The organism is Paenibacillus sp. P13VS, from assembly GCF_015143645.1.
GTDB classification, from domain to species: Bacteria; Bacillota; Bacilli; order Paenibacillales; family Paenibacillaceae; genus Paenibacillus; species Paenibacillus xylanilyticus_A.
Window position 1 is genome coordinate 165947 of the sequence record NZ_WYEV01000004.1, and the last position, 25119, is coordinate 191065.

Below are 25119 nucleotides of genomic sequence, written 5' to 3' on the forward strand. Positions count from 1 at the left end.
CTTCAAATGAACTGACAATAACTTTGCATATTGGCGATGACCAGAGACATGATTTCGTTTGCGTGCTGCCCAGAGAGAGAAGGGATTGGTGAAACCTTCTTCAGCGAACGGAACGGAATTACCCCTCTGCAGCCGTGGCCTCGAACCTCAGCTTGGCGGACTTTCGATGAAAGTTTCGTCCGGTTGTCAGTAGAGTTCACCGCCTGATCCCCGATAACGGATCCCAATGAGGGTTATGATGTTTCCTGTTTTGCGGCGGCTGGCCGATACAGGGGATATTCATAACCAAATTAGGGTGGAACCACGAGCTGAGCGCACTCGTCCCTTTTCCGGGACGGGTGTTTTTTGCGCTTCCATTTCAAACATTGGAGAGTGGTTTGCATGAGTAATCAACAAGGTAACCCTATTGAGATTCGCCTTCAAGGTGGAGCAGTTCGTTCGTACGAGGCAGGCATAAGTATCGGAGAAGTCGCTTCGTCCATCAGTACTAGCTTGGGTAAACAGGCCATCGGAGGCATTGTGGATGGTGTAAACGTCGATCTGGACATGAGGCTTGAACAGGACTGCGAACTCGTCATCGTTACACTGGACAGCGAGGAAGGACTGTATCGTTATCGTCATAGTACTGCGCATGTCCTCGCCCAGGCCCTCAAGCGGATCTACGGTGCGGAACAAGTCAAACTCGGGATTGGCCCCGTCACCCAAGATGGCTTTTATTACGATGTGGATCTGGAGCATGCCTTGTCCATCAGTGATCTGGCTGCCATTGAGCGGGAAATGAACAAGATTGTACAAGAGAATGTGAAGATCAACCGCCGGGTGGTTAGCCGTGAGGAAGCCCTTCGCTTGTTCGAAGAGATTCAGGAACCGTATAAACTTGAACTGATCCATGATTTGCCGCAGGATGCGGAGCTTTCGATCTATGATCAAGGGGAGTTTTTTGATCTGTGCCGTGGCCCACATCTTCCGTCCACTGGCCGGATCAAAGCCTTCAAGCTGCTGAATGTGGCAGGGGCTTACTGGCGGGGCGATTCGAACAACAAAATGCTGCAGCGAATCTACGGCACTGCCTTTCCAAGCAAAGCCCAGCTGGACGACCACCTGCACATGCTGGAGGAAGCCAAGAAGCGGGATCATCGCAAGCTCGGCAAAGAGCTGGGGCTGTTCATGTTCTCTGAGGAAGCACCAGGGATGCCCTTCTATCTCCCGAAAGGCATGACAATCCGTACAGAGCTGGAGCAATTCTCACGCGAGCTGCAGCTGCAGGAAGGGTATCAGGAGGTTCGAACTCCGCTGATGATGAACAATCGTCTGTGGGAGCAATCCGGTCATTGGGAGCACTATAAGGACAATATGTATTTCTCAGAAGTGGATGACGCCACGTTTGCACTGAAGCCGATGAACTGCCCGGGGCATATGCTGATTTTCAAAAATGCACTTCATTCCTATCGCGAGCTTCCCATTCGCATGATGGAATTCGGCCAGGTTCACCGTCATGAATTCTCGGGTGCGCTGAATGGCATGATGCGAGTACGGACATTTTGTCAGGATGATGCCCATCTCTATGTGATGCCGGAACAGATTGAGGAAGAGATCAACCAGGCAATATCCCTGATCGGACGTATGTACGATATTTTTGGTTTTGAATACACAATTGAGCTATCCACTCGTCCCGAAGACTCCATGGGGTCGGAAGAGCTATGGGATCAGGCAGAACGCGCACTGCAAAATGTACTGGATCGGCGCGGCGTGAAATACCGCATCAATGAAGGAGACGGAGCCTTTTATGGGCCGAAGATTGACTTCCATATTCTCGATGCACTGAAACGCAGCTGGCAGTGTGGAACAATCCAGCTTGATTTTCAAATGCCGGAGAAATTCGACCTCACTTATGTTGGCGAGGACAGCCTGAAACACCGTCCGGTCGTGATCCATCGCGCCATCTACGGCTCCATTGATCGCTTCATTGGCATTCTGACTGAGCATTACGCGGGTGCGTTTCCACTATGGCTCGCTCCGGTTCAGGTGAAGCTGCTCCCGGTATCCGATCACTATGCAGATTATGCGCTGCAGGTACAGAGTCAATTGCGAGCAGCAGGCATTCGAGTTGAAACGGATCTGCGCAGCGAGAAGCTGGGGTATAAGATTCGTGAAGCTCAGATGGAAAAGGTGCCTTACTCGCTCGTACTCGGGGAAAATGAGAAAAACGCCCTGTCTGCCTCTGTCCGCGCATACGGTCAGGGAGATCAAGGCGTTCAGAGCATTGAAGCATTTATCCAGGAAGTACAGCAAGCTGTGCAAGCAAAAGCCTAAAATGTCTATCCTAGCGAGTTAACGCAGATGATATAAGTAGATGAGTGTACTATGATCACCTTTGATTATTTACTGGGATGCAGAACCGGTCCTTCACCTCAGCTTGGACTCATCACAACTTCTCATCAGGCTTCAGCCCGACCTGCTGTTCGCTCCATGTCCAGAAACGTTCAGTCACCGCATCATCGACGGCATGTGCTTTGAGCTTCTGCTCTTTCTTTTGATAAAAGTAACGTCCTGTAATTTCTGCTACTTCCGGGCTGGTGGCCAAATAAATCGCTGTTTGGGCCCCTTCCTCGGGAGACAGGAAAAAAGGAAGCTTGCCAATAAAGGCCATGATGCGTGTACCAAAACCAGTATTTCGATCCACGCCAATACTTGTTCCAACTGCACCCGGATGCAGACAATTCACCGTAACTCGGCTATTCGCCACTTTGCGGGACAGCGCACGGGTGAACAGTACGTTGGCCAGCTTGGACTGGGCATAGCTTTTAATCGGGTTATAACCCTTCTTGAGATGCGGGTCGTCGAAGTGAATCTTGCCTGCTTTGTACGCACCGGATGAAACATTCACAACTCTTCCCTGCTCCGCAGCCTGCAAAGGCTGGATCAAGAGCAATGTGAGCAGAAAATGTCCCAGATGGTTAATGCCGATGCTCTGCTCAAAACCATCCGAGGTCTCCTGTCTTTTCAGCATGACCACGCCGGCGTTATTCACCAAAACGTCAAGCGTACTGTAGCGTTCGCGGAAGGAGCGGGCAAAATGGCGGACGCTCTGGGTAGAACCCAGATCACACAGCATTAGCTCAATCGCAGTAGAGCCTGACTCACGCAGGGCCTCTTGCAGAGCCTGCTGTCCGCGCTTCTCGCTGCGGCAGGCCATAATCACCCTATAGCCTTGCCTTGCAAGTTGAATGGTGGTTGCGAGCCCCATGCCGGAATTTGCTCCGGTTACAATGGCTGTTTTCATGGACATCGGATACTTCCCTTCTGAACCTAGGTTCAATTATTGGATGAACGGTCAGAATCCTGCCTCCAATGGAAAAGAGGCACTCCGAGTAACAATATGAGATAATGAAGTTATCACATCTTGGTTTCCATGGGAGGACAGGTATGCTGACCAAAGACGATTTTAAAAAAATCAAAAAAGAAGCAAAGCTTGAAATCGCGGTACTGGAACAAGAGTATCATCATATGGGACAGGAACTTGATTCACCGCAATGGGATCAACGCAAACATCGAAGATATGCATCCCTTGTCATCGAATGCTGCTCCATTCTTGAACACATGTTAAAACAGCTGTATCAGAGCATCTATCAAAAAAAGTTTAATTCGACCGAGCTGATGAAAACTCCTGCTTACCGCGCACGGTCCAATATGGAGATCCTACAGGCCGAATTAAATAAACAACAGATCGCCCTGAAACCTGGGAAAGAAAACATGGAACATGCTCTCAGTCAGGTCTTCCAGGCGAGGAACAAGCTCATTCATGAGAACTTCTCCTTTGACTCCATCGTCAAGGAAGGCATGCAGGCTGAGGAAACCTTTGAAGCGATGCTGGATACCATCCAGAAGTACAGAAAACACTTAAAATATCTTCGTCCAGAATAAGCGCAAGCCATATCATCCCAAAAAGGAGGTGGACCGGACTCGATCCGGAAACCTATGACTAATCCGACAACAGATTTTACTGTGCTGCATCTCAATATCCCTACACCTTCAGGAGACAACCCGATCTACCCCGTAATGCTGCGCGATGAAGATGGCATCACCCTTGTGGACACAGGCATGATTGGCCAATTCGTCGGTCTAGAGTCCGCACTGGAGCAGGAGGGCGTACAGCTGGCTGATGTTAAACGCATCATTTTGACACATCAGGACATTGACCATATCGGTAATCTGGGTGCCCTTCTGGATGCGATACCTGGACTTGAGGTCTGGGCACATGCAGATGAGGTTCCCTATATTAAAGGTGAAAAACCATTGATCAAGTTCACGCCTGAACGTAGAGCCATGCTTTCCGCACCTGTGCTTGCCCAGGCTGATCAGCTCCTCTCCCAGCTGCCTGAGATCGAGATCAGCAGAGTTTTGGAAGATGGAGACATGCTGCCGCTTCAAGGCGGAATTCAGGTCATCCATACCCCTGGACATACCCCGGGGCATATCTGCCTGTACTTCCGTGAATCGGAATTCCTGCTGGCTGCCGACGAACTGCGTGTCGTGGATGATGAACTGGTCGGACCTGCCCCGCCTGCAACACCGGACATGCCTGAAGCGCTAAGAAGTTTGAAAAGACTGACCGGCCTGAAACTGAACAAAGTGCTCTGTTACCATGGCGGCGAATACACAAATGAACCAAGCGCGCATATCGCCAAACTTGCAGAAAGCGCAGATTAATTGGCAGTATCCATCTGCTATGTGCTTCCATATATAAAGCAATCAAGGGGCTGTCCCAAAGTCATGAACTTCGCGGGACGCCCCTTTTTCTTTTTTCACGAACAGAATCCGAGTTCTAATAGATACATGCTTGAGCTCCAATATTAGTAATGGAACCCGGATGCATCAGCTCAACTCTCCGGTGTAAGCACAATGATGTGGTCATCCCCATCCCTCGGAGTTCCTCTTCCGTCCCGATTGTTCGTCAGGATATATAACTTCCCGTCTTCTCCTGAAGTCACGTTACGAATGCGTCCCCACTCATCTTCAAAAATGGGCTCCACCTTCTCCACTTGTGTACCATCCTCGGACAGGGTAATATGCAGCAACTGCTCGCCTCTCAGGTTAGCCGCAAGCAGTGAACCCTCCCACGGTCCTTCCTCTATAAAAGCCATGCCTGATGGTGCCCATGTATCGTCACCACTATGAGCAAGTGGAGCCAGGTAGGTACCCTTGTCATGCTCGTCACCTTCCACTTCAGGCCAGCCATAGTTCTCCCCTGCTTCAATCCGGTTAATCTCATCGTAGTTGCGCTGACCATGCTCGGTAGCATAGAGGTACTTATTATCCGGATTCCATGCAAGACCCTGGGCATTCCGGTGTCCCATGCTGTATACAGGGGAATTCGGCCACGGGTTATCTGAAGGGATCGATCCATCGAGACCAATCCGCAATATTTTGCCACCCAAGCTGTTCTGGTCCTGTGCCAGTTCCGGTTCGTAACGTTCACCAGTTGTAATGTAGAGCAGGTTGTCCGGACCAATCTTGATGCGGCCTCCGTTATGATTCGTTCCGCCAGGGATGTTACCCAGCAGTTCCTTGTCGATCACGGCTTGATCGCCATTCACCTTCAAGCGCAATACCCGATTCGCGATCTCGTCCCCTTCAAGGTAGGAATGGTAGGCGTACAGGTAACCGTTATTCTCAAAATCCGGATCTGCAGCCAGACCGAGCAAGCCCCCTTCTCCTTCTTCATTGAAAGGAGCCTCAAACGCAATGAGTGGTTCGGTTTGTAATTCTCCATCCTTAATCACCCGTATGGTTCCCGGACGCTCCGTAACAAACATCCGTCCGTCTGGAACGTTCACGAGTTCCCAAGGTGCGTTCAGTCCAGTGGCCAGAACCGAAGCCTGATACGGGATAACCGCATTCTCCTGTATTCCTTCTTCCCCGGTATTCGCCTTGTCATTGCCTCCATTTGCTGTCTCTCCCTGACCTGTGCCTTGACCTTGAGACACCTGCTGCGATTCTGTGGAAGGATCGCCTGAAGCACAGGCCGTCAGCAGTGCCATACTTAACAGCGAAGCGTATAGTGGAACACTTACTCGGTTATTCATCATCTCATCTCCTTCTATTAAATAGAGTGTAGTTCGATTTTGCCAAATGCTGCTGCGATATGTTCAAGGATATTTATTCTAAGTATCTGTCCTCTATCGGTATCTCTACCGGTTATCTGTATTTGTATTGGGTTCTGGGTCGTTATTTGTACCGTTATCAGTCAACCATCCTCAACGTCGTTTCGCCCTGTATTTACCCCTCTCTCTGTTCACCTAAACGGAAAATTGACCCTAATAAATAAGGCCCTTCAGGCACTCCCCTTTGGTATTTTTCAATATTCTTCTATAATAGAAGGATAGAAAGAACTGAAAGGTGGAGCTATACACATATGAACCAAAGCCCTTTATCCCGTCTGGAAGCTGATCTGTCTGCACAAGGATTGGACGCCATGCTGATTACAGATCCGAAACATATCTACTATTTAACTGGTTTTGCAAGCAACCCGCATGAACGTTTTCTCGGCCTTGTTCTCGCCCGTGGCGAGGAACCTTTACTGATTGTGCCTGCCCTGGACGCTGAAGCTGCTGCAGCCGCCTCTTCGGTTACCCATATCGCAACTCATACCGATACCGATAATCCCTATGCATTATTCGAACGTTATCAGGGACGCCTCGGCCGGATGGGCCTTGAAAAAGAATACGTCACCGTTGCGCGTTACGAGCAGCTGACCGCTGCCCTTGGTGCAGTCAACTTCGAGGATGTCGGTCCTCTGCTCCGCACACTGCGCGTCAAGAAGACACCGGACGAAGTAGCCCGCATCCGCCATGCCATTCATCTTATTGAAGAAACGCTACGCCAGGGACTGTCTCATGTACGTACTGGCGTAACCGAGATTGAACTGGTAGCTGAAATGGAATATCAGATGAAGAAACTAGGTGCAGATGGTCCTTCCTTCGATACTATGGTGCTTACCGGACCCAAGACAGGTCTGCCGCATGGTACACCGGGTGAACGCAAGCTGCAGCATGGCGACTTGTTGATGTTCGATATGGGTGTATACGCTGCAGGGTATGCATCTGATATTACGCGTACCTTTGCTTTTGGTGACATTTCTCCTGAACTGAAAACCATCTACAATACCGTGCTTGCCGCTAATGAAGCTGCCATTCGCGCAGTTAAGCCCGGCGTGGCATGCGCCGATATCGACCGCGCTGCACGTCAGGTGACGGAAGATGCCGGATACGGCGAACGGTTCATGCACCGTGTTGGACACGGTCTGGGAATTGATGTGCACGAGTATCCTTCCCTGCATGGACAGAATATGGATCTTCTGCAGGAAGGCACCGTATTCACGATTGAACCAGGCATCTATACCCCTGCAGGCGGAGTACGAATTGAGGACGATGTTCTTGTCACAGATACCGGAGTTGAAGTGCTGACTTCCTATCCAAAAGAACTGCAGATCCTGACAGACTAACCTCTAAAATAATATGCAATAAAAATAACCCGCGAAACCATATCCATATGGCTTGCGGGTTATTCTCGTTATAAGACTTGTTGTGCTGCTAACAACCATACTCGAATGAATACGGATGTAGACGAGATCGGATTAGACTTCATCCTTGATTTTAAAATTACGCGCTGCGTATATAAACGGCGTACCCACCGCGGTCAACACGAATTTGATAATGTACGTTGTCAGGAAGATCTCGAGCCAGACATCCCATGGATAGATAAACGCAAATGCAATTGTGCAGAATACCAGCGTATCCACAAAGGAACTGACGATCGAGCTGCCGTTTGTACGAATCCACAACTGATTGCGTCCAGGCGCCACCTTGCGCAGCATGCTGAACAGCCGCACGTCCAGGAACTGGCTGATGAAATACGCTGTCAGACTTCCGAGTGCCAGACGCGGCAGCAGACCGAACAAGGTTTCCATCGACTCTTGCGCAAAGTCCGTCGGTGCCGGTTCGAAGAAGATGACCATCTGCATCAGTACCGTCGTCATGATTAGCGTGAAGAATCCGAACCATACAGCCTTCCGCGCTTCACCCGATCCATACTTCTCATTGAGAAGGTCACTAGTCAGGTACATGCTGACATACATCGTATTGCCAAGCGTCAGTACAATTCCCATAATATCTATCGTTTTGGTCACCTGAATATTGGCTATAACCGTCGCCACACCAATCCAGGCATACAGACCCTTTTTACCGAACAGACGATAACACAATAGGAAAAAACCATACGTTACGAGAACAAAAAGTGCTCCCCAACCCAAATTAAACATAAATACATACACTGCCTTCCTAGTTTTGATTACGCGGGATGGTTACGAACCGCGGTCTGGCCTGGGGCCAAAACATGAATACTCTATCACATTTCCCATCCATTGAACAGCACTAAATAACGACAATCTGCGATTATGTAAAAAAAGCCGCCCTACGGTTAACCCGTAGAACGGCTAATTTTGGCTTATTGCTGTGCTTAAGCCATCCAAGCTATGGAGTCCGGATTATACTTGAACAGCGGAATCCAGATCACGGCTTTGATCATTGAATGTATCCTGATCATTCTCTTTCAGGATTTTACTGGATACGAGACCAGCGGTCATCGAATCGTTCACGTTCAGTGCCGTACGACCCATGTCGATCAGCGGCTCAACCGAGATCAGCAAGCCTGCGAGTGCAACTGGCAGGTTCATCGTGGACAATACGATCAGGGAAGCGAAGGTTGCCCCGCCGCCTACACCGGCTACGCCGAATGAACTGATCACGACAACCAGGATCAGGGTAATGATGAAGTCCCAGCTCATCGGGTCGATACCGACCGTAGGAGCAATCATCACCGCCAGCATGGCCGGATAGATCCCGGCGCAGCCGTTTTGACCAATGGTAGCCCCGAAGCTTGCCGAGAGATTCGCAATACCTTCGGATACGCCCAGTTTCTTCGTCTGTGTCTCCACGTTAAGCGGGATTGCAGCCGCACTTGAACGGGATGTGAAGGCAAATACCAGGGTAGGCAGAACCTTTTTCACATACGTCAACGGGTTGAAGCCAAACAGCGCGATAATAATCAGGTGGATGATAAACATCACAATCAAGGCAACGTAGGAAGCAATGACGAATTTGATGAGTTTCAGGATTTCATCCGGATTCGTGGTGGCCGTTACTTTCGTAATGAGCGCCAGAATCCCGTATGGAGTCAGCCTGAGCACCAGCGTTACGATCCGCATGACTACAGCATATACCGCATTCACCATGCCTCGGAACGTTTCCGCCTGCTGTGGTTTCTTGCGATCCAATCCAAGTACTGCCACACCAATAAATGCCGAGAAGATAACAACCGCAAGGGTAGACGTGCGGCGTTCACCGGTCATGTCTGCAAATGGATTGGAAGGAATGAATTCCAGCACCTGCTGCGGAATCGTCTGATCCTGTACATCAACAAGACGTTCCTCCATCTTCTGCCCCTGCGCGAGCTCTCTGTCCCCGCCTTCGATCTCAATGGAAGTCAAGTTGAAGCTCAGACTTGTTACGATACTTACACTTGCCGCAATAGCCGTCGTAATGAGCAGGATCGCAATGATCGAGAAGCTCATTTTGCCGAGGTTTTGCTTGCCTTTCAAATTCATGATTGCCGAAATAATGGAAACCATGATAAGAGGAATCACGACCATCTGCAGCAATTTAACATATCCTGAACCGACGAGATTAAACCAATCAACAGACTTGGCAACAATGTCAGAATTAGACGAGTATATCAGTTGAAGAATGACGCCATACACAACCCCGATTCCCAGACCCGCGAATACACGCTTGGTAAAGGAAATATGTTTCTTTTGCATCCAATACAGGACGCCTAGAAGAACGAGCATAATCACTACGTTCAGAATGACTAGAAAAGTATCCATCTTGTAAATCCTCCTCAGAATGTGCATACCGATTGAACGGTTTTTTTCTATTCGCTTTATGCGACATTGAACAATATATCATATATCAAACTATTCTGGTAGGTATTAATTGATATTATGTAATATGCATGTAATACATTCAAGAATTTCTGAAAAAAATTCACCGTTTAATGAAAATTCTTCTATTCAACCCCCGGTTAATTTTGTAATATAGGTATATCCGCTTATTCCCAAGTTTTCTCAACGTGAAAATTAGGCCTTTTTTCGTTGGTATATAGTCTTACGATACGGAAAAGCGACAAATGTTAATGAACATGACGTGAAAGGATGATCCTATGTTTCGTAATCGTACGGTTGCCGGCAAAATTAGAGGCACGCTGTTCCTCGTTCTACTGGTCGCTTCCCTGTTGTTTAGTATCAGTTTCTATGCTGTATCCATGAATATTATGCAGAGCTATGTGCTTCCACAGTTCGACAAGGTCCTGAACACGTCCATCCAGGATATATATAAGAACGTCTCCTCCTCCAAGATTTTGCAGGTGCAGAGTGGCGGTGCGGGTTCTGAAGGTGCTGCTCTGACGGTTGAATCCTATTTAGCTGAAAAAGCAAAAGAACATAACTTGGATGCATCTTACGTTGTATCCATCCAGGAAGGCAAAGCGACGGTTGTCATTGCTAACGCAGCCTCAGAAATGAAAGCCGGAGATGAAATCAGCGTGCAATCCGCGATGAATACGGCAGTAGAAAGCAAAGAAATGGTTATCAGTGACGTTTACTCCGATTCCTTCGGCGTACATAAAGCAGCCTTTATTCCGATTGCAGGTAGCAATATGATCATGGCAGTAAGTATGGATGCCCAGTTCATTCAGGATAAAAACGTTCAGATCTTCTGGTTATGCCTGGGTATCACAGCACTCGTCTTCGTGCTCGGTTGGCTGATCTCAGCCAGCATGATCAAAAGAGTAACCAAACCGATCATCCAGCTTGTACAACACAGCAAGCAGATTTCCCAAGGTGACCTGACCGCCCAGCTGCAGATCAAGGGCAAAGATGAAATTGCTCAGCTCGCCGCCAGCTTCCAAACGATGACCCACAATTTGAAGGAAATGATCAGCCGTGCACTGTCTACCTCCAATGAAGTGGTTCAAGGCTCCGATGATCTGTTAAGACGGGTGGAGTCCATGTCCGGTATGGTCAAAAACTCCAGCCGCTCTGCGGAAGACGCGGAGAAAGGCAGTGTGACCATTGCTTCAAGCGCTGCCGAGAATGCGAGAGCCATGGAAGAAATTACGCAGGGCATCATGCATATCGCCTCTTCTGCTGCTGAAGTATCCGAGCAGATTGGTGAAGCTGCAAATGAAGCCGTCAACGGTAACCGTCTCGCACAGGATGCTGTGCAGCAAATGGAACGTGTCGGCCAGACGGCAAACGAGTCACTGCGTTACGTGGAGACGATGAATGAACGTTCCGTAGCAATCGGCACGATTGTTACATCCATTTTCGAAATTACAAAACAGATCAACATGTTATCCCTTAATGCTTCCATTGAAGCAGCACGTGCCGGAGAGCATGGCCGGGGATTCGCTGTCGTAGCCGGTGAAGTCCGCAAGCTGGCGGAACAGTCCAAAACAGCCACGGAGGAAATCGCCGATTATCTCGGAACCATTCGCGAGGATGCGGAACGTTCGGTGAGTGCCATGAACCGGGTAACCCAGGAAATCGGGTCTGGTACCCATGTCGTTCAACAAGCGGGAACGGCCTTCCAGCAGCTGAATGAACTGATCCAGAACGTCAACCTGACCATCCAGACCGTCTCTGCTTCCACAGAGGAAGTCTCCGCAGGCGCAGAGGAAGTGAGTGCATCCGTTGAAGAGACAGCACAGATTACATCCAGATCACGCGAGAGCATGCAGCAGATTGCTTCTACCGCCGAGCATCAGCTCAGTGAGATGGATTCCCACTCGGGTACGGTTCGTCATCTGCATGAACAGGCCATGGAACTGCAGTCTGCGATGAAGAAATTCAAAATTAACTAAAATACCAATCCAGGTATAACATTAAACCATCATTCCCTTCGGTGAACCACAATTAAACCGCAGACTTGCAAATACCCCCATGCGTAACAGAAGCCCGGTTCCGGGTACTGTGAATACACATGGGGGTATTTTTTATTAATTGGTTATAAACTGCTCATTATACATCATCTTGCTATTCAATCATTAACAGTTGAAGCAGGATCTCGGAACTGGATACCCATAATTTCGTATACACGTTTCATGTCCAAGGCTGAGCGCAGAGACTCGGCCACCCGGTCGAATTCCATCTCCTTGCGTTCATGAGCACTATAGGTTTCCTGAAGCGGAGCGAGTCCTTTCCCTTGCCGAAGGCCGTTAAGCCAGGAGCGGCGGAACTGGTCACTTTCAAACAAACCATGCAAGTACGTTCCCCATACTTTGCCATCCGGGCTTCCCCAGCCTTCCTGAAAAGGCTGACCACCTGGATGAGCAATCTCAAACAGCGCAGTCACCTGCTTCGCATCATGGCATTCGGTCACGCCCATATGAATCTCGTACCCATTCACCGGCATGGTATCAACTGAATCTTGATCCTCATACAGACGAATTGGATGCCGCTGCTGCACACGCCCTGAAGCTCTCACCGTCTGTTTATGTTCCAGAAAAGTCGTCGACAGCGGCAGCCATCCCAGACCCTGTGCCTCCTGAATCTGGTTCGCTTCCACTGCGAACGGATCCTTCAAATGCTGGCCCAGCATCTGATAACCACCGCATATCCCCACAAGCTGTACATGATCACGTTCGGTCTGACTCGCGATCGCTTGCTCGAGACCCGACTCTCTCAGGAATGCGAGATCACCAATCGTATCCTTCGTACCCGGAAGCAAAATGGCATCCGGCTGGCCCAGCTCTTCCGGGGAAGTCACATACCGTACATTGACATCCGGTTCACGGGATAGCGAGTCAAAGTCCGTAAAGTTGGAAATCCGCGGATAACGAATAACAGCAAGATCCAGCTCTCTTTTCCCTGATTTGCCATGACGCATGGAGTCCAGCACTACGGAATCCTCAGCTTCAATCTGAATATCTCTTATGTAAGGCAGTACGCCCAATACCGGAATGCCCGTCCGCTCTTCGAGCCAGTCGAGTCCAGGCTGCAGCAGGGACAGATCCCCCCGGAATTTGTTAATGATAAATCCTTTTACACGCTGGACCTCATGCGGCTCCAACAGCTCAAGTGTACCTACAATGGAAGCAAACACGCCTCCGCGATCAATGTCCGAGATCAGAATGACTGGCGAATCCGCCCAGCCTGCCAGATTCATATTGACAATGTCCCGATCCTTCAAGTTAATCTCGGCCGGACTGCCTGCGCCTTCCATCAGTACAATATCATAGGTTTTGCGCAGCCGATTCAGCGCTTCCATGACTGTCTGCTTCGCTTCCGGCAGGAAATGCTGACGATAATCCGAAGCGCTCATCTGGGCAAAAGGTACACCGTGCACCACGATCTGCGAGTGCATATCCCGCACGGGCTTGATCAATATCGGGTTCATATCCGTTGTTGCTTCAATGCCGCACGCTTCTGCCTGCGCTCCCTGGGCTCTGCCAATCTCCTTGCCATCTTCGGTTACGTAGGAGTTAAGTGCCATATTTTGTGATTTAAACGGGGCCGGTCTGAAGCCATCCTGCTTGAATATCCGGCATAATGCCGTAGTAATAACACTCTTCCCCACATCCGATGCCGTACCTTGCAGCATCAATACCGCCGCTTGTCCTACAGGCGTATCCTGCACGTTCCAATCACCTCAGCTCTTTCGCGTTGTGCTCCACATTACTCATTTCCATTCGTTCCCTATATCAAAAATAATCCCTGCAGCAGACTTAACACTGCCAGCAGAGCGGCTTCCAGCAGCTCATTCATCGCACCATATGTATCTCCAGTAAGTCCGCCTAACCTCTCGCTGATGCGTCCGGCAACGAACTTGCCGATAAGATATGCCGCCAGCGGTACCAAAATGGCAGCTGCAATAGGATATAGCCACCAAGGTAATGTCCCAAGGCCCCTATCCATCGCCAGCATTTCTACCATACTGCTGCCAGGCTGAAAGATCCACACTGCAGCAAGTGTAATGACAGCCGCCAGTATGGTCAGACCAACCGCAGCACTCCGTGCCCGCTGGACTTCTTTCCGTTCCCCAAGGCCCTTGAACAGGACAGCAAGTCCATCGTCTCCCCTAGCATTCGGCCAAGCTGAAATGGCATATACCATGAACCAACGGCTCCAGATCATGGGCAGAATCAGCAGCGCTCCATACAGCCAGTTACCACGTGCGATAAAATCAGCAATTAAGGCTGCTTTCATCATGAGCAGCAGCACGCAGGCAATTACGCCCATGGCTCCAACGCGGCTGTCTTTCATAATTTCCAGCATTCGCTCACGGGTACGATAGCTGAGCAGGCCATCCGCTGTGTCCATCCAGCCATCCAGATGGAGTCCTCCCGTAAGCCATACCCATAGGGTCAGGGTCAATACGGCCGCCGGGAACGATGGCAGCAGTGCACCGGTAAGCGCGCCACCAATCCAGACACTTAAGCCAATGGCCGCACCGACCAGCGGATAATAGACTACACTTTCCCGCAGCAGTGGCGGAACGAAGTCAATCTGCATTTTCACCGGGAAACGGGACAAAAATTGAAAAGCGGCCGCAGCCGCATGTTTTTGATCCAGTCGGTTTACATACTCCGCACCCTGAGCAGGCCCCTCGTTTACCTGATTCAGGTGATCTTCACGGGTCATTTCCTCACGATTAGGCTGGTTGTCGTTACTGTCATGGCTCATAAGCGATACTCCTTGCTCTTCAGCTCCATTGCAATCCCTACCGTTACCAGAAATACTTCACGGCAGATGGCTGCGACCCGCTGATTCAATATGCCCGCCAGATCCCGATACCTTCTGCCAAGCGCATACTCCGGTACGATGCCGTCCCCCACTTCATTCGTAACCAGAACAAGCAGCCCGGGATAGGACTCGATGGCGGTTACCAGCGCATTCATATGATCCAGAACAACCTGTTCAGGCTCTTGCTCATGGGTAAGCAGGACGTTGGTCAACCAGAGCGTCAGACAATCCACCAAAATGGTCGGAGCTGACGATCCTGTCTGCGATTCTCCCATTCTTGTAATGAGTTCTGGCAGTGCCAAGGGTTCCTCCACGGTATGCCATAGGTACCCCACTTCATCCCGCTGATTCTGATGTAGACGTATCCGTTCACGCATCTCGTCATCGTACGCCTGTGCGGTTGCGACATACCAGGCCTCGGAGGAGCGCTGCATGCAGAGACGTTCGGCAAAGGAGCTTTTGCCGCTCCTTGCCCCGCCCGTTACAAGTACACTCATGGAGATACCTCTCCCCGAACTGCTCCAGCAGTTGTCGATGAGTCATCCACGGTCTCATTCTCATTCGAGCTTCCCGATACACCAGCGCTTGCAAAAGTGGCCATCTCATTCAAAATACGGCAAGCCGCATCGATGAGATGAAGACTGAGTACACCACCTGTCCCCTCACCCAGCCGCATGTCCAGATCCAGCATCGGTTTGAGGCCAAGTTCGCGCAGAAGCGCAGCATGTCCACTTTCATGCGAGGTATGAGAAGCAATCATATATTCCACACTGACCGGAGCAAGCTGTCTCGCAATCAGTGCCGCTGCAGTGGAGATAAACCCATCCACCACAACAGGGCAGCCATGAGCTGCCGCTGCGAGGATGACACCTGTCAGTCCGGCAATTTCCAATCCGCCCACTTTGCCAAGCACATCCAGGGCATCGTCTGCATCCGGTGCATTCACACTAAGTGCCCGGCTGACAACAGCAGCTTTGCGCTGCAAACCTGCGTCATCCATCCCTGTTCCCCGACCAACCGCAGATGTGGGTGCTGTTCCGGTTAAAGCACACATGACTGCGGCACTCGCCGTAGTATTTCCGATACCCATTTCACCGGTGACAAATAATTGAGTTCCCTTTGCGACTTCAGTCGCCACAACCTCGGCTCCGATTAGAATCGCCTGAATCGCTTCATCACGGCTCATCGCTGCGCCCTGCGCCATGTTGGCTGTACCTTTGCGCACTTTGCGGGAGACCAGGTCCGGGTGTTCCAGATCGGCATTCACACCAATGTCCACACAGATAACATCTGCCCCTGCATGGCGCGCCAGAACGTTGACGGCCGCTCCTCCTGCCAGAAAATTATGAACCATCTGCGGCGTTACCTCTGCCGGGAACGCACTGATGCCTTCGGCAACGACGCCGTGATCGGCAGCCATAACGATGACGGCCCTGCGATCCAGACAAGGCCGAGCCTCGCCAGTTATCCCCGCAAGTCGAATAACCAGCTGTTCCAGTTTGCCGAGACTGCCCGGCGGTTTCGTTAATGAATCCACATGAGCAGAGGCCTCTGCCGCCACTTCTTCATTAGGACCCACGATCCGATCAATTAACTGTTCCAACATCTGTTCATTATTCATACCGCCAGCACTTCCTTCATCAAAATATAGGGTCGCCCCGCTTAACGTTCACTCGTGTTCTCGCCGCAGCAGCAATTGCGGCAGTCCAGTATCGGGATGATTGACCATCGCCGGGTTCACCCGGAAGATATCCCGAATGTTCTCTTCCGTCATCAGCGAATGCGGTGGTCCACTGCTCACGCACATGCCCTCGCGCAGGGCGAGAATATGATCGCAGAATTGCGCAGCGAGGTTCAGATCGTGCAGCACAGCCACAATGGTAATGTTATTTTTTTGCCGCCACGAAGATAATAGCTCCATGAATTGCAATTGATATCGGATATCAAGAAAGGTGGTTGGCTCATCCAACAATAATAATTGGGGTTCCTGGGCCATGACTTTGGCGAGCGCCACCCGCTGCCTCTGCCCGCCGCTGAGTGCATCGAGCGGCCTGTCGGCCATTTCCGTTAGACCCAGTTCTTCCAGTACCCGGTCCACCACGGCCGCTCCATCCGCCGATTCCCTGCCTAACCAATTCTGATAAGGATAACGTCCCATCTCCACCACATCTCGGACGGGATAGGAGATGGCAGGCAGGCCATCCTGCTGCAGCACCGCAATCATGCGGGACAGGTCTTTGCGAGTGTATGAGGTAATCTCCCGCCCTGCAATCCGAATGCTGCCTGCGCCAGGCTGTTCGGTTCCTGCGATGAGCTGGAGCAGCGTTGATTTTCCGCTTCCGTTTGGACCGACTACACCCCACCATTCGCCTTCTGTGACACGCCAGTCCACGTTATGCAGTGCCCGGTGTTCTCCATACATTTTGCCTGCACCAGCAACTTCAATCAGTGGATCGTTTGAGGTAATGCTTGTACCCATGTTTGCACTCATGTTTGCACTCATGTTTGTACTCATGGCATCACCCCTTTTCGCAGCTTTTTATTCCGATGCAGCAGATACGCGAAGAAAGGAGCCCCGACAAAGGCCGTCACCACACCAAGCGGAATTTCGGTCGGTGCCAGCAGGGAGCGTGCAATCGTGTCTGCCCATACCATGAAGATGGCTCCGCCAATCGCGGACAAGGGAACCAGCAAACGATAGTCAGGCCCAACGATCAGCCGAAGAATGTGCGGGATGACAAGACCTACGAATCCAATGACACCCGAAACCGAGACCGCCCCGGCGGTAAGCAGTGTTCCTACGGCAAGGACGGATAGCTTCAGTCCATCCACCTGGACACCGATATGTGCAGCCTGCCGTTCCCCCAGTGCAAGCACATTCAAGGAACGGGCACGGCTCCAGAGGAAAATCAGACCCAGTATAAAATACGGGAAAAGGATGGCCGTATACGACCACCCACGCAGAGCCAGACTTCCCATCGTCCAGTATATAATTTCGTTAATTGTCTGTTTCGACATGGTCGACAGGAAGGAGACCACCGCTCCCAGAAAACTTTGCATCACCACACCCGCCAGAATCAGGCTGTGCGTCGGTATTTTGCGCCCTTCACGAGCCAGGGCGAGCACAAACCATAATGTGAGCACGCCCGTCAGAAACGCAACGAGCGGCAAGGTCCAGATTCCGATCAGTGCATACTGCAATCCGAAGAAAATCAGAAAAGCAGCGCCCACCGATGCGCCAGACGATACGCCAAGCGTAAACGGATCTGCCAGCGGGTTACGAAGAACCCCCTGGAAGCCCGCTCCGGCGATGGCCAGCGATGCACCCACGAGTACAGCAAGCAGCACCCGCGGGAACCTGACCTTCCATATAATCTGCTCGGCTGCCGTACTCCAGTCGGGCGTGATCCAGTCTCCGATCCATGGCATGTGATGAAGCAGAATGCCTGCAATGTCACGGACAGGCAGAGCCACTGAACCGATGCCCGTACAGATCAGCACAGTCAGCACAAGCAGCAGAATTCCGGCTGTTCCGTACACTGCCAGCTTTTTACTCATTGGAACAGGTCAGGATAGATCGCTTTGGCTACAGCTTTCAAACCTTCCGTTACACGTGGACCCGGACGGCTCAGCAGGTTGGCATCCAGGCCAATGACTGCATCGTCTTTCACAGCTGTGATTTGATCCCAGCCGCTGCGCTCTTTGATGATCTGATCCAGTGTTTTGGAGTTTTCATCAATAACATCATTCGCGTACAGAATGACATCGGGATTGGAAGCAATAATGTTCTCTTCGTTAATTTCATTCCAGCCCACGAGGTCGGAAGCAACGTTGATTCCACCGGCTACGGTGATCAGTTCATCCATGAATTCGCCTTTACCCACAGTCCAGCCTGGGGAGAATTCAACATATACCTTTTTCTGATCTTCCGACTTCACAGCCTTAACCGCTTCGGTTACGTCAGCCACGTCCTGTTTCATCTTCGTGATGAGCTCCTGTGCCTGCTCCTGATGATCCGTGATTTTTCCGAACGTTTCGATGTTGTTCATGACATCGTCTATCGATTTCGGATCTGTTTTGAAAATGGTGATACCCAGCTCGCGCAGCTTGGTCACAGCCTCTTCGCTCATGGAGATGCCTGTAAATACGATGTCTGCTTCAGCTGCGATAATTGACTCTTCATTGGGCTTCGTTACACCGCCCATTTTCGGTTTGGTCGTTGCAGCTTCCGGATAATCGTCATAGTCGGATACGCCTACGATCTGCTCGTCCAGTCCAAGGGCGAACAATGACTCAGTTTCTGCCGGAGACACGGATACGATTTTGGCTGGCGCTTTCTCAAACGTGAAGGATTCACCAGTTGCATCCGTTACCGTAAGTGGATATTGTGTTTTGAGATCCGTCTGCTCCTGGCCTTGGGATTGCTCCTGTGCCGGCTGCTGCGTAGACGTACCTGTTCCCTCGTTCGTTGTTGCATTTCCACATCCGGCCAAAGCCAGTGTGAGCATCGCTGCTGTCAGCAGGGACGCCATGCCTTTCCAATTCTTGATGTTCATTCTGTTCATTCTCCCCTTCTCTATTTGTACTATTTCTTGCGACATGCTCAAACTCTTACTCCCCATACTTTGGTGTTCCTATATAAGGTTTGAACTGCAACATTTACACGTTAACGGAGAGTGCAGAACCGATCTGGAGAAACGAAGTGTTCGCCTAAAAGCTTTCCGAAGGGAAGCTACACCGGAAGCATACGCTATCACCGGATTTCCCCTTTTAATAAGGGGATCAAAGAAATCTGGGGGATAACAGCGATCGGAAGACGGTACTGCAATCGTAGTGGTCTAGTGTAAAGCTTACAGGTTCATCCTATATGAACAAAAAAATCCCCGATCCTTACGTCAGGATCAGGGATGACGTCTCGCATATGGCGATCTGCACATCTACAGCGTACCCGCTGTTCATGCACATAGAATTGCCCGAAACGCTGTCCTTTCCTCGAAGGAACACCGGTTTGTACGTCCAGGGCAGGTAACCTGACTTACAGGACTGCTTGTCCTGATTTACAGTGGCGGGACCGTGCCGGATTCACACCGGCTTCCCTATTTCACCCTTTGTGCCGTTCATCGTTTGCATTAACTCGATGAGCTCTTCTTGCGCACAAGGGACCCGTGGTCGCTGATATAGTAACCATTCAAGTGAGCATGTCCCATCCCTCAGCGCTTAAGCGCATAACGAGATATGTATTCATGCTGAAGTCACACTTCTGTTGTGATTATAGGTTATATTGCACATCCTTACAACCCGATTCACGGAAAAGACACCCTGCTTGAAACCCAGCGATTTCCGCTTTTTTCAAGCCGAACCTTAATGGCTTGCCCCGGAATGACCTGCGTATCCCAGAATCCCAGTTCCGGTATGAGACGTGACATGGCATACCGAATGACACCGCCATGGGTAACAACGGCAATCGCAGGAACATAATTTTCTTCGATATGTTCCTCTGGCGAAACGGACACAAGACACTCCTTCACGAAAGAGTCGATCCGCGCAGCAAAAGCCTGCCAAGGCTCGCCGCCCGGTGGCGTCACATCCTGCGGTGCATCAATCCAATTCCGGTAGAGCGGATTGCCCTTGAGCTCATTGTAAGTCATCCCTTCCCATTGCCCAAAATCAATCTCACGCAGACGCGGATCATACTGTACTTGTCCTGCTTGTACCGGAGCAATTCGTTCCACGGTCTGCCGGCAGCGCAGCAGATCACTGCAATATAGCGCATCCCATGTGATTCCGCGAATGGACTCGCGAAGCGGCGCCAGTTCCCGCTCTGCATCCGGCAGGAGACCGATATCGGTATGTCCGAGATATCTCTTTTCCACATTCCAAGAAGTTGTCCCATGACGGATAAACACGATCTCCCGCGCTCCTGTTCCATGCTTCCCGGATTCTACTTCCATAACAGCGCACCTCCAGCTGTCCAGATGCCGAACGTTACCAGCCAGCATAACAGCACAAAAGCTCCCGCCGACCAGAACATCAAACGCGTGGTCCGCACGATATCCTCTGCTTCCATTAGCCGTGTCTGATCGCCCATATAGGCTCGAAAAGAAGCCACACCGTGATAGACGTTATGCCCGCCAAGCCTGATGCCCAGCGCTCCCGCAACGGCCGACTCCGGGAATCCACTGTTCGGGCTGGGGTGCAATCGGGCATCCCGGCGAACCATGCGTGCAGCACCTTTTGCGTTCAATCTCATGAACCATGCACCCGTAATGAGCAGCAAGGCGGTAAGCCGCGCCGGAATCCAGTTCGCCCAATCATCCAGACGAGCAGAGGCCCAGCCGAGATGCAAGTACTTTTCATTTTTATAACCAACCATGGAATCCAGTGTATTGACGGCCCGATAGGCCATCGCAAGCGGAGCACCGCCAATCAGGGCATAGAACAGCGGTGAAACGATGGCATCCACGATATTTTCCGCTACAGTCTCCACAGTTCCCCTCACCACTTCCGGTTCATCCAGATGTGCTGTATCCCGCCCCACGATCATGCCGAGTGAACGTCTAGCCGCAGGCCAATCCCTTTCTCTCAGATGACGATACACTTCCATGCCTGCATCCTTCAGTCCTTTGGAAGCAATGGTGGTGGCAATCAGTACCACTTCAGCGATAACGGCAATCACTGGGTGAACAAGTCCCAGGATGTACAACACTCCCCAAGTAAGCACAAATGCACCACCAGCAATGACGATCGGAAAAAGCATCCCTGCCCGTTTAAGCCCCTGATCACTGCTCACTCGTTTTCTGATGGTCCGCTCCAGTGCAGAAATTCCTTTGCCCATGCCAATCACCGGGTGGGGAATCCAGCGCGGATCTCCTATGAGGCGATCCAGTATGTATGCTGCCAAAATAATCCATGCCCCTGTCATTCCTGCCCATATGGGCCAGTCTGCCCACTGACTCAGAGATATCATCGCTTGCTATTCCTCTCTTTCCACGCCTGTCCAGCTTGTAAACTTTCGGTAACGGCATCATAGACGACACGCCCAATGCCTGCCCCAATTACTGTGGCTGTACCCGCGTAAGAGATCAGTGGTTTACCCTTCACCTGACTTGTGGCCAGCACAATGGCATCTGTCGTCGTTCCTGTTGCAGTCAGTCCGTTTTCCGAATCCATTACACCGCAATCCGAGAGCGCTGCCGTTTTGGCTTCCACCGCTGTCTGAACGGCATTGACCATGGCTCCGGGCGTCATGCGGCCGTTGATCCATAACATGATATTAATGGTACCGGGAGTGTAGGGTGACTCTGCTGCTATTCCCTCTGAGCTAGTTATGTTCCCTGCAGCATCAAATACGGTTCTTGCGGAACCTGCCCGGGCAGCATTGGATACACCTGCCGTCGTACAGCACAAGATCCCTGCTTCATCGCCCACATATTCCTGAACCGATGTGTGCTCAAGCTTAACGGCTGTCAGTAATCCGGCACACGTTGTTGTGCGTTCCTCCCATCCTCTCAGGAGGTCTGCAATATCACGCGGCGGGTCGTCACAACGATAATGCCTGTCTACATAAATATTGAATATGCGATCCAGCTCGATCATACCCCCGCCGTACACAGCACTCGAAATGGCACTTACCCGGTTAGGGATGGCTGCTCGAATATGGCGTTCATGTGCGCTGATGGTTAACCCGGGCCATGCAGAAGAAGCATATTCATTTTGCTCTGCATTTGCATGGGTAAAGTACTGAAAGAATGGCAATGCCATTACTCCACCCCCTCACCCGTTGGCACCGGATTCATTTGTCCGCTCACACTTCTCATTTCGTTCACCAGACGAAGATTCGACTTCGCGTCCTTCACCGCCAGTCGGATATGTCTGTCCCCAAGTCCAGGGTACATGGCACAGCTTCGGATCAGAATTCCCCGCTCCCCCAGAGCCGCCTGTATGGTTGACGCTGTCCATGGCTGCGGCACACGTGCCAGCAGGAAGTTCGCTTCCCCGCGTGTCACTTCGCATCCACAGGCCTCCAGGCCGGATGCCAGTTTCTCTCGTTCAAGCGCCACCTGTTCCAATGTCTCCCGTTCAAAAGCTTCCCCGCTGCTTAGACAGGCTTCTCCCGCGATTAGTGCCAGTCCGTTGACACTCCAGGTTACCTGTTTCTCCGTCATGGCACGAATCAGATCCGGGCGTCCCATCGCATAGCCAAGCCGAAGACCCGGAATGGCATAGAACTTGGTCATAGAGCGAATGATGATCACCTGCGGGTAATCCTGTAACCGGGAAGCCAGGGATTGTCGCTGCGTTTCAGGAATGAAATCCATAAATGCCTCGTCGATCACCAGGACCGTATCTGTCTTCTCGGCATGACGGGCCAGCCGCTGCAATACTTCAACCGGATACTGTACTCCATTGGGGTTGTTCGGCTGTCCAAGAAACAGCAAGTCCACCTGTTCCATCAACCTCTCAATATCTTCGGGAGCTGCTCGCCATTCAAGCTCTTCCTGCCCCAGAACATGATGCATTTCTGCCCCAAATTGCTTGGACAAGGAACGATACTCCGAGAACCCCGGTTCCACTGTGCCCACCTTCCGGGGAGAGAGTCCGAGCAGGATCAGAGCCATGCTTTCCGCAGCTCCATTCCCTATAGATATATATTCCTCTGATAGGCCGAGGCGTTCGCCAAGCAATGATTTGAATGTCCGATGTGCAGGATCAGGATAACGAAGTATCGCCCGCATCCCTTGCTCCAACGCCTTCAGAACGTCCTTGGGCGGACCCAGAGGGTTAATGTTTGCACTAAAATCAAGGAAATCCTCAGGACTCCCGCCAAATCTTGACGCAGCCGTCTCCACGTCACCACCATGTCCAAAAACTTCAATGATACCGCTCATTTTGTCCGTCATCCTTTCTGCATGTCATTTTTATTATGGATGGCGTAACTGTCACGGGTCAATCCTGATTTGCCTACACCATCCATTCCCTGCTTCAATTCCTTTGTGTCCAATCGACAATTCGATTACAATAGAAGAGGAATTTTGATTCGCAGACGCAACACTACATAAGGGATCATCGTCCCTCACATACATTAATGGAGGAATGACCATGCTGTTTGTTGATAACCAGGGCATTACAGATCCTTCTGTAAACCTCGCGATTGAGGAATACATTTTGAAGCATTTGCCGATGGATGACAGCTATCTGCTGTTTTACATTAACCGCCCTTCCATAATTATTGGAAAACACCAGAATACCATCGAAGAGATCAACATCGAATATGTTCAGGATAACGGTGTACAGGTTGTACGTCGTCTCTCTGGAGGCGGCGCAGTCTACCATGATTTGGGCAACCTCAATTTCAGTTTTATTACTAAGGATGACGGACAATCTTTCCACAACTTCCGCAAGTTCACTCAACCTGTCGTGGAAGCTCTGCAGGAGCTGGGTGTGAATGCCGAGCTGACCGGACGCAACGATCTGCAAGTCGGGGAAAAGAAAATCTCGGGTAATGCCCAGTTCTCCACCCGCGGGCGCATGTTCAGTCACGGAACGCTCATGTTTGACCTTAATCTGGATCATGTTCAGGCATCCCTGAATGTTAATCCCGAGAAATTCAAATCCAAGAGCACCAAATCCGTACGCAGCCGTGTCGCCAACATTCGGGATCTGATTGACAGCAACCTGACCATTGAACAATTCCGGGACGAGCTGCTTCGTCACATCTTCCGCATGGAGCCGCAGGATGTTCCCCAATATGAACTCACGGAGAAGGATTGGGACAAGATCAAGGAAATCTCCGCTGAACGTTACAGCAACTGGGACTGGAACTATGGGTTGTCTCCGGAGAGCAATGTGAAGCATACCCGCAAATTCCCTGTCGGCATTATCGATCTGCGCATGAACATTAAGGATGGACGAATCGAGGATATCAAAATCTTCGGTGACTTCTTCGGTGTAGGCGATGTGGCAGATATCGAAGATATGCTGCGCGGCAAGCGTTATGAGGAATCCGAGGTGCGCACGGCACTTGAGGGCCTTGATGTGAAACACTACTTCGGTAACCTGGAGCTGGAGGACTTTATTGGCCTCGTTTTCCTTGAAGAATAGATTTAGATGTAAGTATAGTTTTAGAACGAATTCCTTTATTACACTTTAACGGAAAAAGCAGAATCAATCTGAAGAAGCAAAGCGTTCGCCTTTATCCCTGGATTTCCCCCTTTACATAAGGGACTCAAAGAAATCTAGGGATAACAGTGATCGAAAGA

Annotated in this window: 21 protein-coding genes and 1 riboswitch; of the genes, 6 read left to right on the plus strand and 15 right to left on the minus strand. The window is 50.8% G+C overall.

Going from position 1 to position 25119, the window contains the following annotated elements:
* Window positions 1-381: 381 nt before the first annotated feature.
* Entirely contained in the window at window positions 382-2313 is a 1932-nt protein-coding gene (gene thrS / locus GUA98_RS10545) for a threonine--tRNA ligase (protein ID WP_153977403.1), read from the plus strand.
* Window positions 2314-2425: 112 nt separating this feature from the next.
* Here the strand turns inward: thrS and GUA98_RS10550 are convergent, their stop codons facing one another.
* Complete coding sequence (locus tag GUA98_RS10550) at window positions 2426-3289, minus strand: SDR family oxidoreductase (RefSeq protein ID WP_153977402.1); 864 nt, start codon at window positions 3287-3289, stop codon at window positions 2426-2428.
* Between the two features lie 137 nt (window positions 3290-3426).
* Here GUA98_RS10550 and GUA98_RS10555 point away from each other — a divergent pair, with 137 nt between their 5' ends.
* Window positions 3427-3924: a hypothetical protein gene (locus GUA98_RS10555; RefSeq protein ID WP_193722995.1), complete on the plus strand. Its 498-nt coding sequence runs from the start codon at window positions 3427-3429 to the stop codon at window positions 3922-3924.
* Window positions 3925-3978: 54 nt separating this feature from the next.
* Entirely contained in the window at window positions 3979-4710 is a 732-nt protein-coding gene (locus GUA98_RS10560; protein WP_193722996.1) for an MBL fold metallo-hydrolase, read from the plus strand.
* 170 nt (window positions 4711-4880) lie between these two features.
* On the opposite strand, the gene GUA98_RS10565 is transcribed toward GUA98_RS10560, so the two are convergent.
* Complete coding sequence (locus GUA98_RS10565) at window positions 4881-6086, minus strand: PQQ-dependent sugar dehydrogenase (RefSeq protein WP_193722997.1); 1206 nt, start codon at window positions 6084-6086, stop codon at window positions 4881-4883.
* A gap of 329 nt (window positions 6087-6415) precedes the next feature.
* Here GUA98_RS10565 and GUA98_RS10570 point away from each other — a divergent pair, with 329 nt between their 5' ends.
* Window positions 6416-7504, plus strand: coding sequence for a M24 family metallopeptidase (locus GUA98_RS10570; protein ID WP_193722998.1), 1089 nt, complete (start codon window positions 6416-6418; stop codon window positions 7502-7504).
* Between the two features lie 132 nt (window positions 7505-7636).
* On the opposite strand, the gene GUA98_RS10575 is transcribed toward GUA98_RS10570, so the two are convergent.
* Window positions 7637-8320, minus strand: coding sequence for a queuosine precursor transporter (locus GUA98_RS10575; protein WP_127538252.1), 684 nt, complete (start codon window positions 8318-8320; stop codon window positions 7637-7639).
* Between the two features lie 225 nt (window positions 8321-8545).
* A complete protein-coding gene (locus tag GUA98_RS10580; protein WP_153977398.1) occupies window positions 8546-9943 on the minus strand; it encodes an L-cystine transporter in 1398 nt (465 codons plus the stop codon).
* Window positions 9944-10278: 335 nt separating this feature from the next.
* Here GUA98_RS10580 and GUA98_RS10585 point away from each other — a divergent pair, with 335 nt between their 5' ends.
* On the plus strand, window positions 10279-11979 hold the full coding sequence (locus tag GUA98_RS10585) for a methyl-accepting chemotaxis protein (protein WP_193722999.1): 1701 nt from the start codon (window positions 10279-10281) through the stop codon (window positions 11977-11979).
* 176 nt (window positions 11980-12155) lie between these two features.
* Here GUA98_RS10585 and GUA98_RS10590 read toward each other — a convergent pair whose 3' ends face one another.
* The 11 genes from GUA98_RS10590 to cobD form a co-directional block, all read right to left on the minus strand.
* Window positions 12156-13718 carry a cobyric acid synthase gene (locus GUA98_RS10590; protein WP_193723407.1) on the minus strand — a complete coding sequence of 521 codons (1563 nt, stop codon included), beginning with the start codon at window positions 13716-13718 and terminating at the stop codon, window positions 12156-12158.
* A gap of 95 nt (window positions 13719-13813) precedes the next feature.
* Window positions 13814-14800, minus strand: coding sequence for an adenosylcobinamide-GDP ribazoletransferase (gene cobS / locus GUA98_RS10595; protein ID WP_227779576.1), 987 nt, complete (start codon window positions 14798-14800; stop codon window positions 13814-13816).
* Window positions 14797-15357 (minus strand): bifunctional adenosylcobinamide kinase/adenosylcobinamide-phosphate guanylyltransferase, encoded by a 561-nt coding sequence (gene cobU, locus GUA98_RS10600; RefSeq protein WP_193723000.1) that lies wholly within the window; start codon window positions 15355-15357, stop codon window positions 14797-14799. Before cobU ends, cobS begins: the two co-directional genes overlap by 4 nt.
* Entirely contained in the window at window positions 15354-16481 is a 1128-nt protein-coding gene (gene cobT / locus GUA98_RS10605) for a nicotinate-nucleotide--dimethylbenzimidazole phosphoribosyltransferase (protein WP_193723001.1), read from the minus strand. Before cobT ends, cobU begins: the two co-directional genes overlap by 4 nt.
* 48 nt (window positions 16482-16529) lie before the next feature.
* Window positions 16530-17339: an ABC transporter ATP-binding protein gene (locus GUA98_RS10610; RefSeq protein WP_193723409.1), complete on the minus strand. Its 810-nt coding sequence runs from the start codon at window positions 17337-17339 to the stop codon at window positions 16530-16532.
* A gap of 32 nt (window positions 17340-17371) precedes the next feature.
* Window positions 17372-18418, minus strand: a complete 1047-nt coding sequence (locus GUA98_RS10615) for a FecCD family ABC transporter permease (protein WP_095360590.1) — start codon at window positions 18416-18418, stop codon at window positions 17372-17374.
* The gene (locus GUA98_RS10620; protein WP_397332427.1) at window positions 18415-19416 is read right to left on the minus strand and encodes an ABC transporter substrate-binding protein; all 1002 of its coding nucleotides are present in this window, start codon (window positions 19414-19416) and stop codon (window positions 18415-18417) included. The genes GUA98_RS10615 and GUA98_RS10620 overlap by 4 nt, the downstream gene beginning before the upstream one ends.
* Before the next feature lie 446 nt (window positions 19417-19862).
* Window positions 19863-19993, minus strand: a riboswitch (cobalamin riboswitch).
* A gap of 170 nt (window positions 19994-20163) precedes the next feature.
* Entirely contained in the window at window positions 20164-20811 is a 648-nt protein-coding gene (locus tag GUA98_RS10625; RefSeq protein WP_153977393.1) for a histidine phosphatase family protein, read from the minus strand.
* Window positions 20802-21782: an adenosylcobinamide-phosphate synthase CbiB gene (gene cbiB, locus GUA98_RS10630; RefSeq protein WP_153980596.1), complete on the minus strand. Its 981-nt coding sequence runs from the start codon at window positions 21780-21782 to the stop codon at window positions 20802-20804. The genes GUA98_RS10625 and cbiB overlap by 10 nt, the downstream gene beginning before the upstream one ends.
* A 41-nt stretch (window positions 21783-21823) precedes the next feature.
* Entirely contained in the window at window positions 21824-22621 is a 798-nt protein-coding gene (locus GUA98_RS10635) for an adenosylcobinamide amidohydrolase (RefSeq protein WP_193723003.1), read from the minus strand.
* Window positions 22621-23748 carry a threonine-phosphate decarboxylase CobD gene (cobD, locus tag GUA98_RS10640; protein ID WP_193723004.1) on the minus strand — a complete coding sequence of 376 codons (1128 nt, stop codon included), beginning with the start codon at window positions 23746-23748 and terminating at the stop codon, window positions 22621-22623. The genes GUA98_RS10635 and cobD overlap by 1 nt, the downstream gene beginning before the upstream one ends.
* 211 nt (window positions 23749-23959) lie before the next feature.
* Here cobD and GUA98_RS10645 point away from each other — a divergent pair, with 211 nt between their 5' ends.
* The gene (locus GUA98_RS10645; RefSeq protein ID WP_110821339.1) at window positions 23960-24961 is read left to right on the plus strand and encodes a lipoate--protein ligase; all 1002 of its coding nucleotides are present in this window, start codon (window positions 23960-23962) and stop codon (window positions 24959-24961) included.
* The last annotated feature ends 158 nt before the right edge of the window (window positions 24962-25119 follow it).

Excerpts from the sequence above, each read along its gene's own strand:
- GUA98_RS10610 (WP_193723409.1), bottom strand. The coding sequence starts at position 17,339 with ATGGGTACAAGCATTACCTCAAACGATCCACTGATTGAAGTTGCTGGT.
- GUA98_RS10585 (WP_193722999.1), top strand. The coding sequence starts at position 10,279 with ATGTTTCGTAATCGTACGGTTGCCGGCAAAATTAGAGGCACGCTGTTC.
- cobT (WP_193723001.1), bottom strand. The coding sequence starts at position 16,481 with ATGAATAATGAACAGATGTTGGAACAGTTAATTGATCGGATCGTGGGT.
- GUA98_RS10635 (WP_193723003.1), bottom strand. The coding sequence starts at position 22,621 with ATGGCATTGCCATTCTTTCAGTACTTTACCCATGCAAATGCAGAGCAA.
- cobS (WP_227779576.1), bottom strand. The coding sequence starts at position 14,800 with ATGAGCCATGACAGTAACGACAACCAGCCTAATCGTGAGGAAATGACC.
- GUA98_RS10615 (WP_095360590.1), bottom strand. The coding sequence starts at position 18,418 with ATGAGTAAAAAGCTGGCAGTGTACGGAACAGCCGGAATTCTGCTGCTT.
- GUA98_RS10555 (WP_193722995.1), top strand. The coding sequence starts at position 3,427 with ATGCTGACCAAAGACGATTTTAAAAAAATCAAAAAAGAAGCAAAGCTT.
- GUA98_RS10625 (WP_153977393.1), bottom strand. The coding sequence starts at position 20,811 with ATGGAAGTAGAATCCGGGAAGCATGGAACAGGAGCGCGGGAGATCGTG.
- GUA98_RS10550 (WP_153977402.1), bottom strand. The coding sequence starts at position 3,289 with ATGTCCATGAAAACAGCCATTGTAACCGGAGCAAATTCCGGCATGGGG.
- GUA98_RS10620 (WP_397332427.1), bottom strand. The coding sequence starts at position 19,416 with ATGAACATCAAGAATTGGAAAGGCATGGCGTCCCTGCTGACAGCAGCG.
- GUA98_RS10645 (WP_110821339.1), top strand. The coding sequence starts at position 23,960 with ATGCTGTTTGTTGATAACCAGGGCATTACAGATCCTTCTGTAAACCTC.
- thrS (WP_153977403.1), top strand. The coding sequence starts at position 382 with ATGAGTAATCAACAAGGTAACCCTATTGAGATTCGCCTTCAAGGTGGA.
- cbiB (WP_153980596.1), bottom strand. The coding sequence starts at position 21,782 with ATGACAGGGGCATGGATTATTTTGGCAGCATACATACTGGATCGCCTC.
- cobU (WP_193723000.1), bottom strand. The coding sequence starts at position 15,357 with ATGAGTGTACTTGTAACGGGCGGGGCAAGGAGCGGCAAAAGCTCCTTT.
- GUA98_RS10565 (WP_193722997.1), bottom strand. The coding sequence starts at position 6,086 with ATGAATAACCGAGTAAGTGTTCCACTATACGCTTCGCTGTTAAGTATG.
- GUA98_RS10575 (WP_127538252.1), bottom strand. The coding sequence starts at position 8,320 with ATGTTTAATTTGGGTTGGGGAGCACTTTTTGTTCTCGTAACGTATGGT.
- cobD (WP_193723004.1), bottom strand. The coding sequence starts at position 23,748 with ATGAGCGGTATCATTGAAGTTTTTGGACATGGTGGTGACGTGGAGACG.
- GUA98_RS10580 (WP_153977398.1), bottom strand. The coding sequence starts at position 9,943 with ATGGATACTTTTCTAGTCATTCTGAACGTAGTGATTATGCTCGTTCTT.
- GUA98_RS10570 (WP_193722998.1), top strand. The coding sequence starts at position 6,416 with ATGAACCAAAGCCCTTTATCCCGTCTGGAAGCTGATCTGTCTGCACAA.
- GUA98_RS10590 (WP_193723407.1), bottom strand. The coding sequence starts at position 13,718 with ATGCTGCAAGGTACGGCATCGGATGTGGGGAAGAGTGTTATTACTACG.
- GUA98_RS10560 (WP_193722996.1), top strand. The coding sequence starts at position 3,979 with ATGACTAATCCGACAACAGATTTTACTGTGCTGCATCTCAATATCCCT.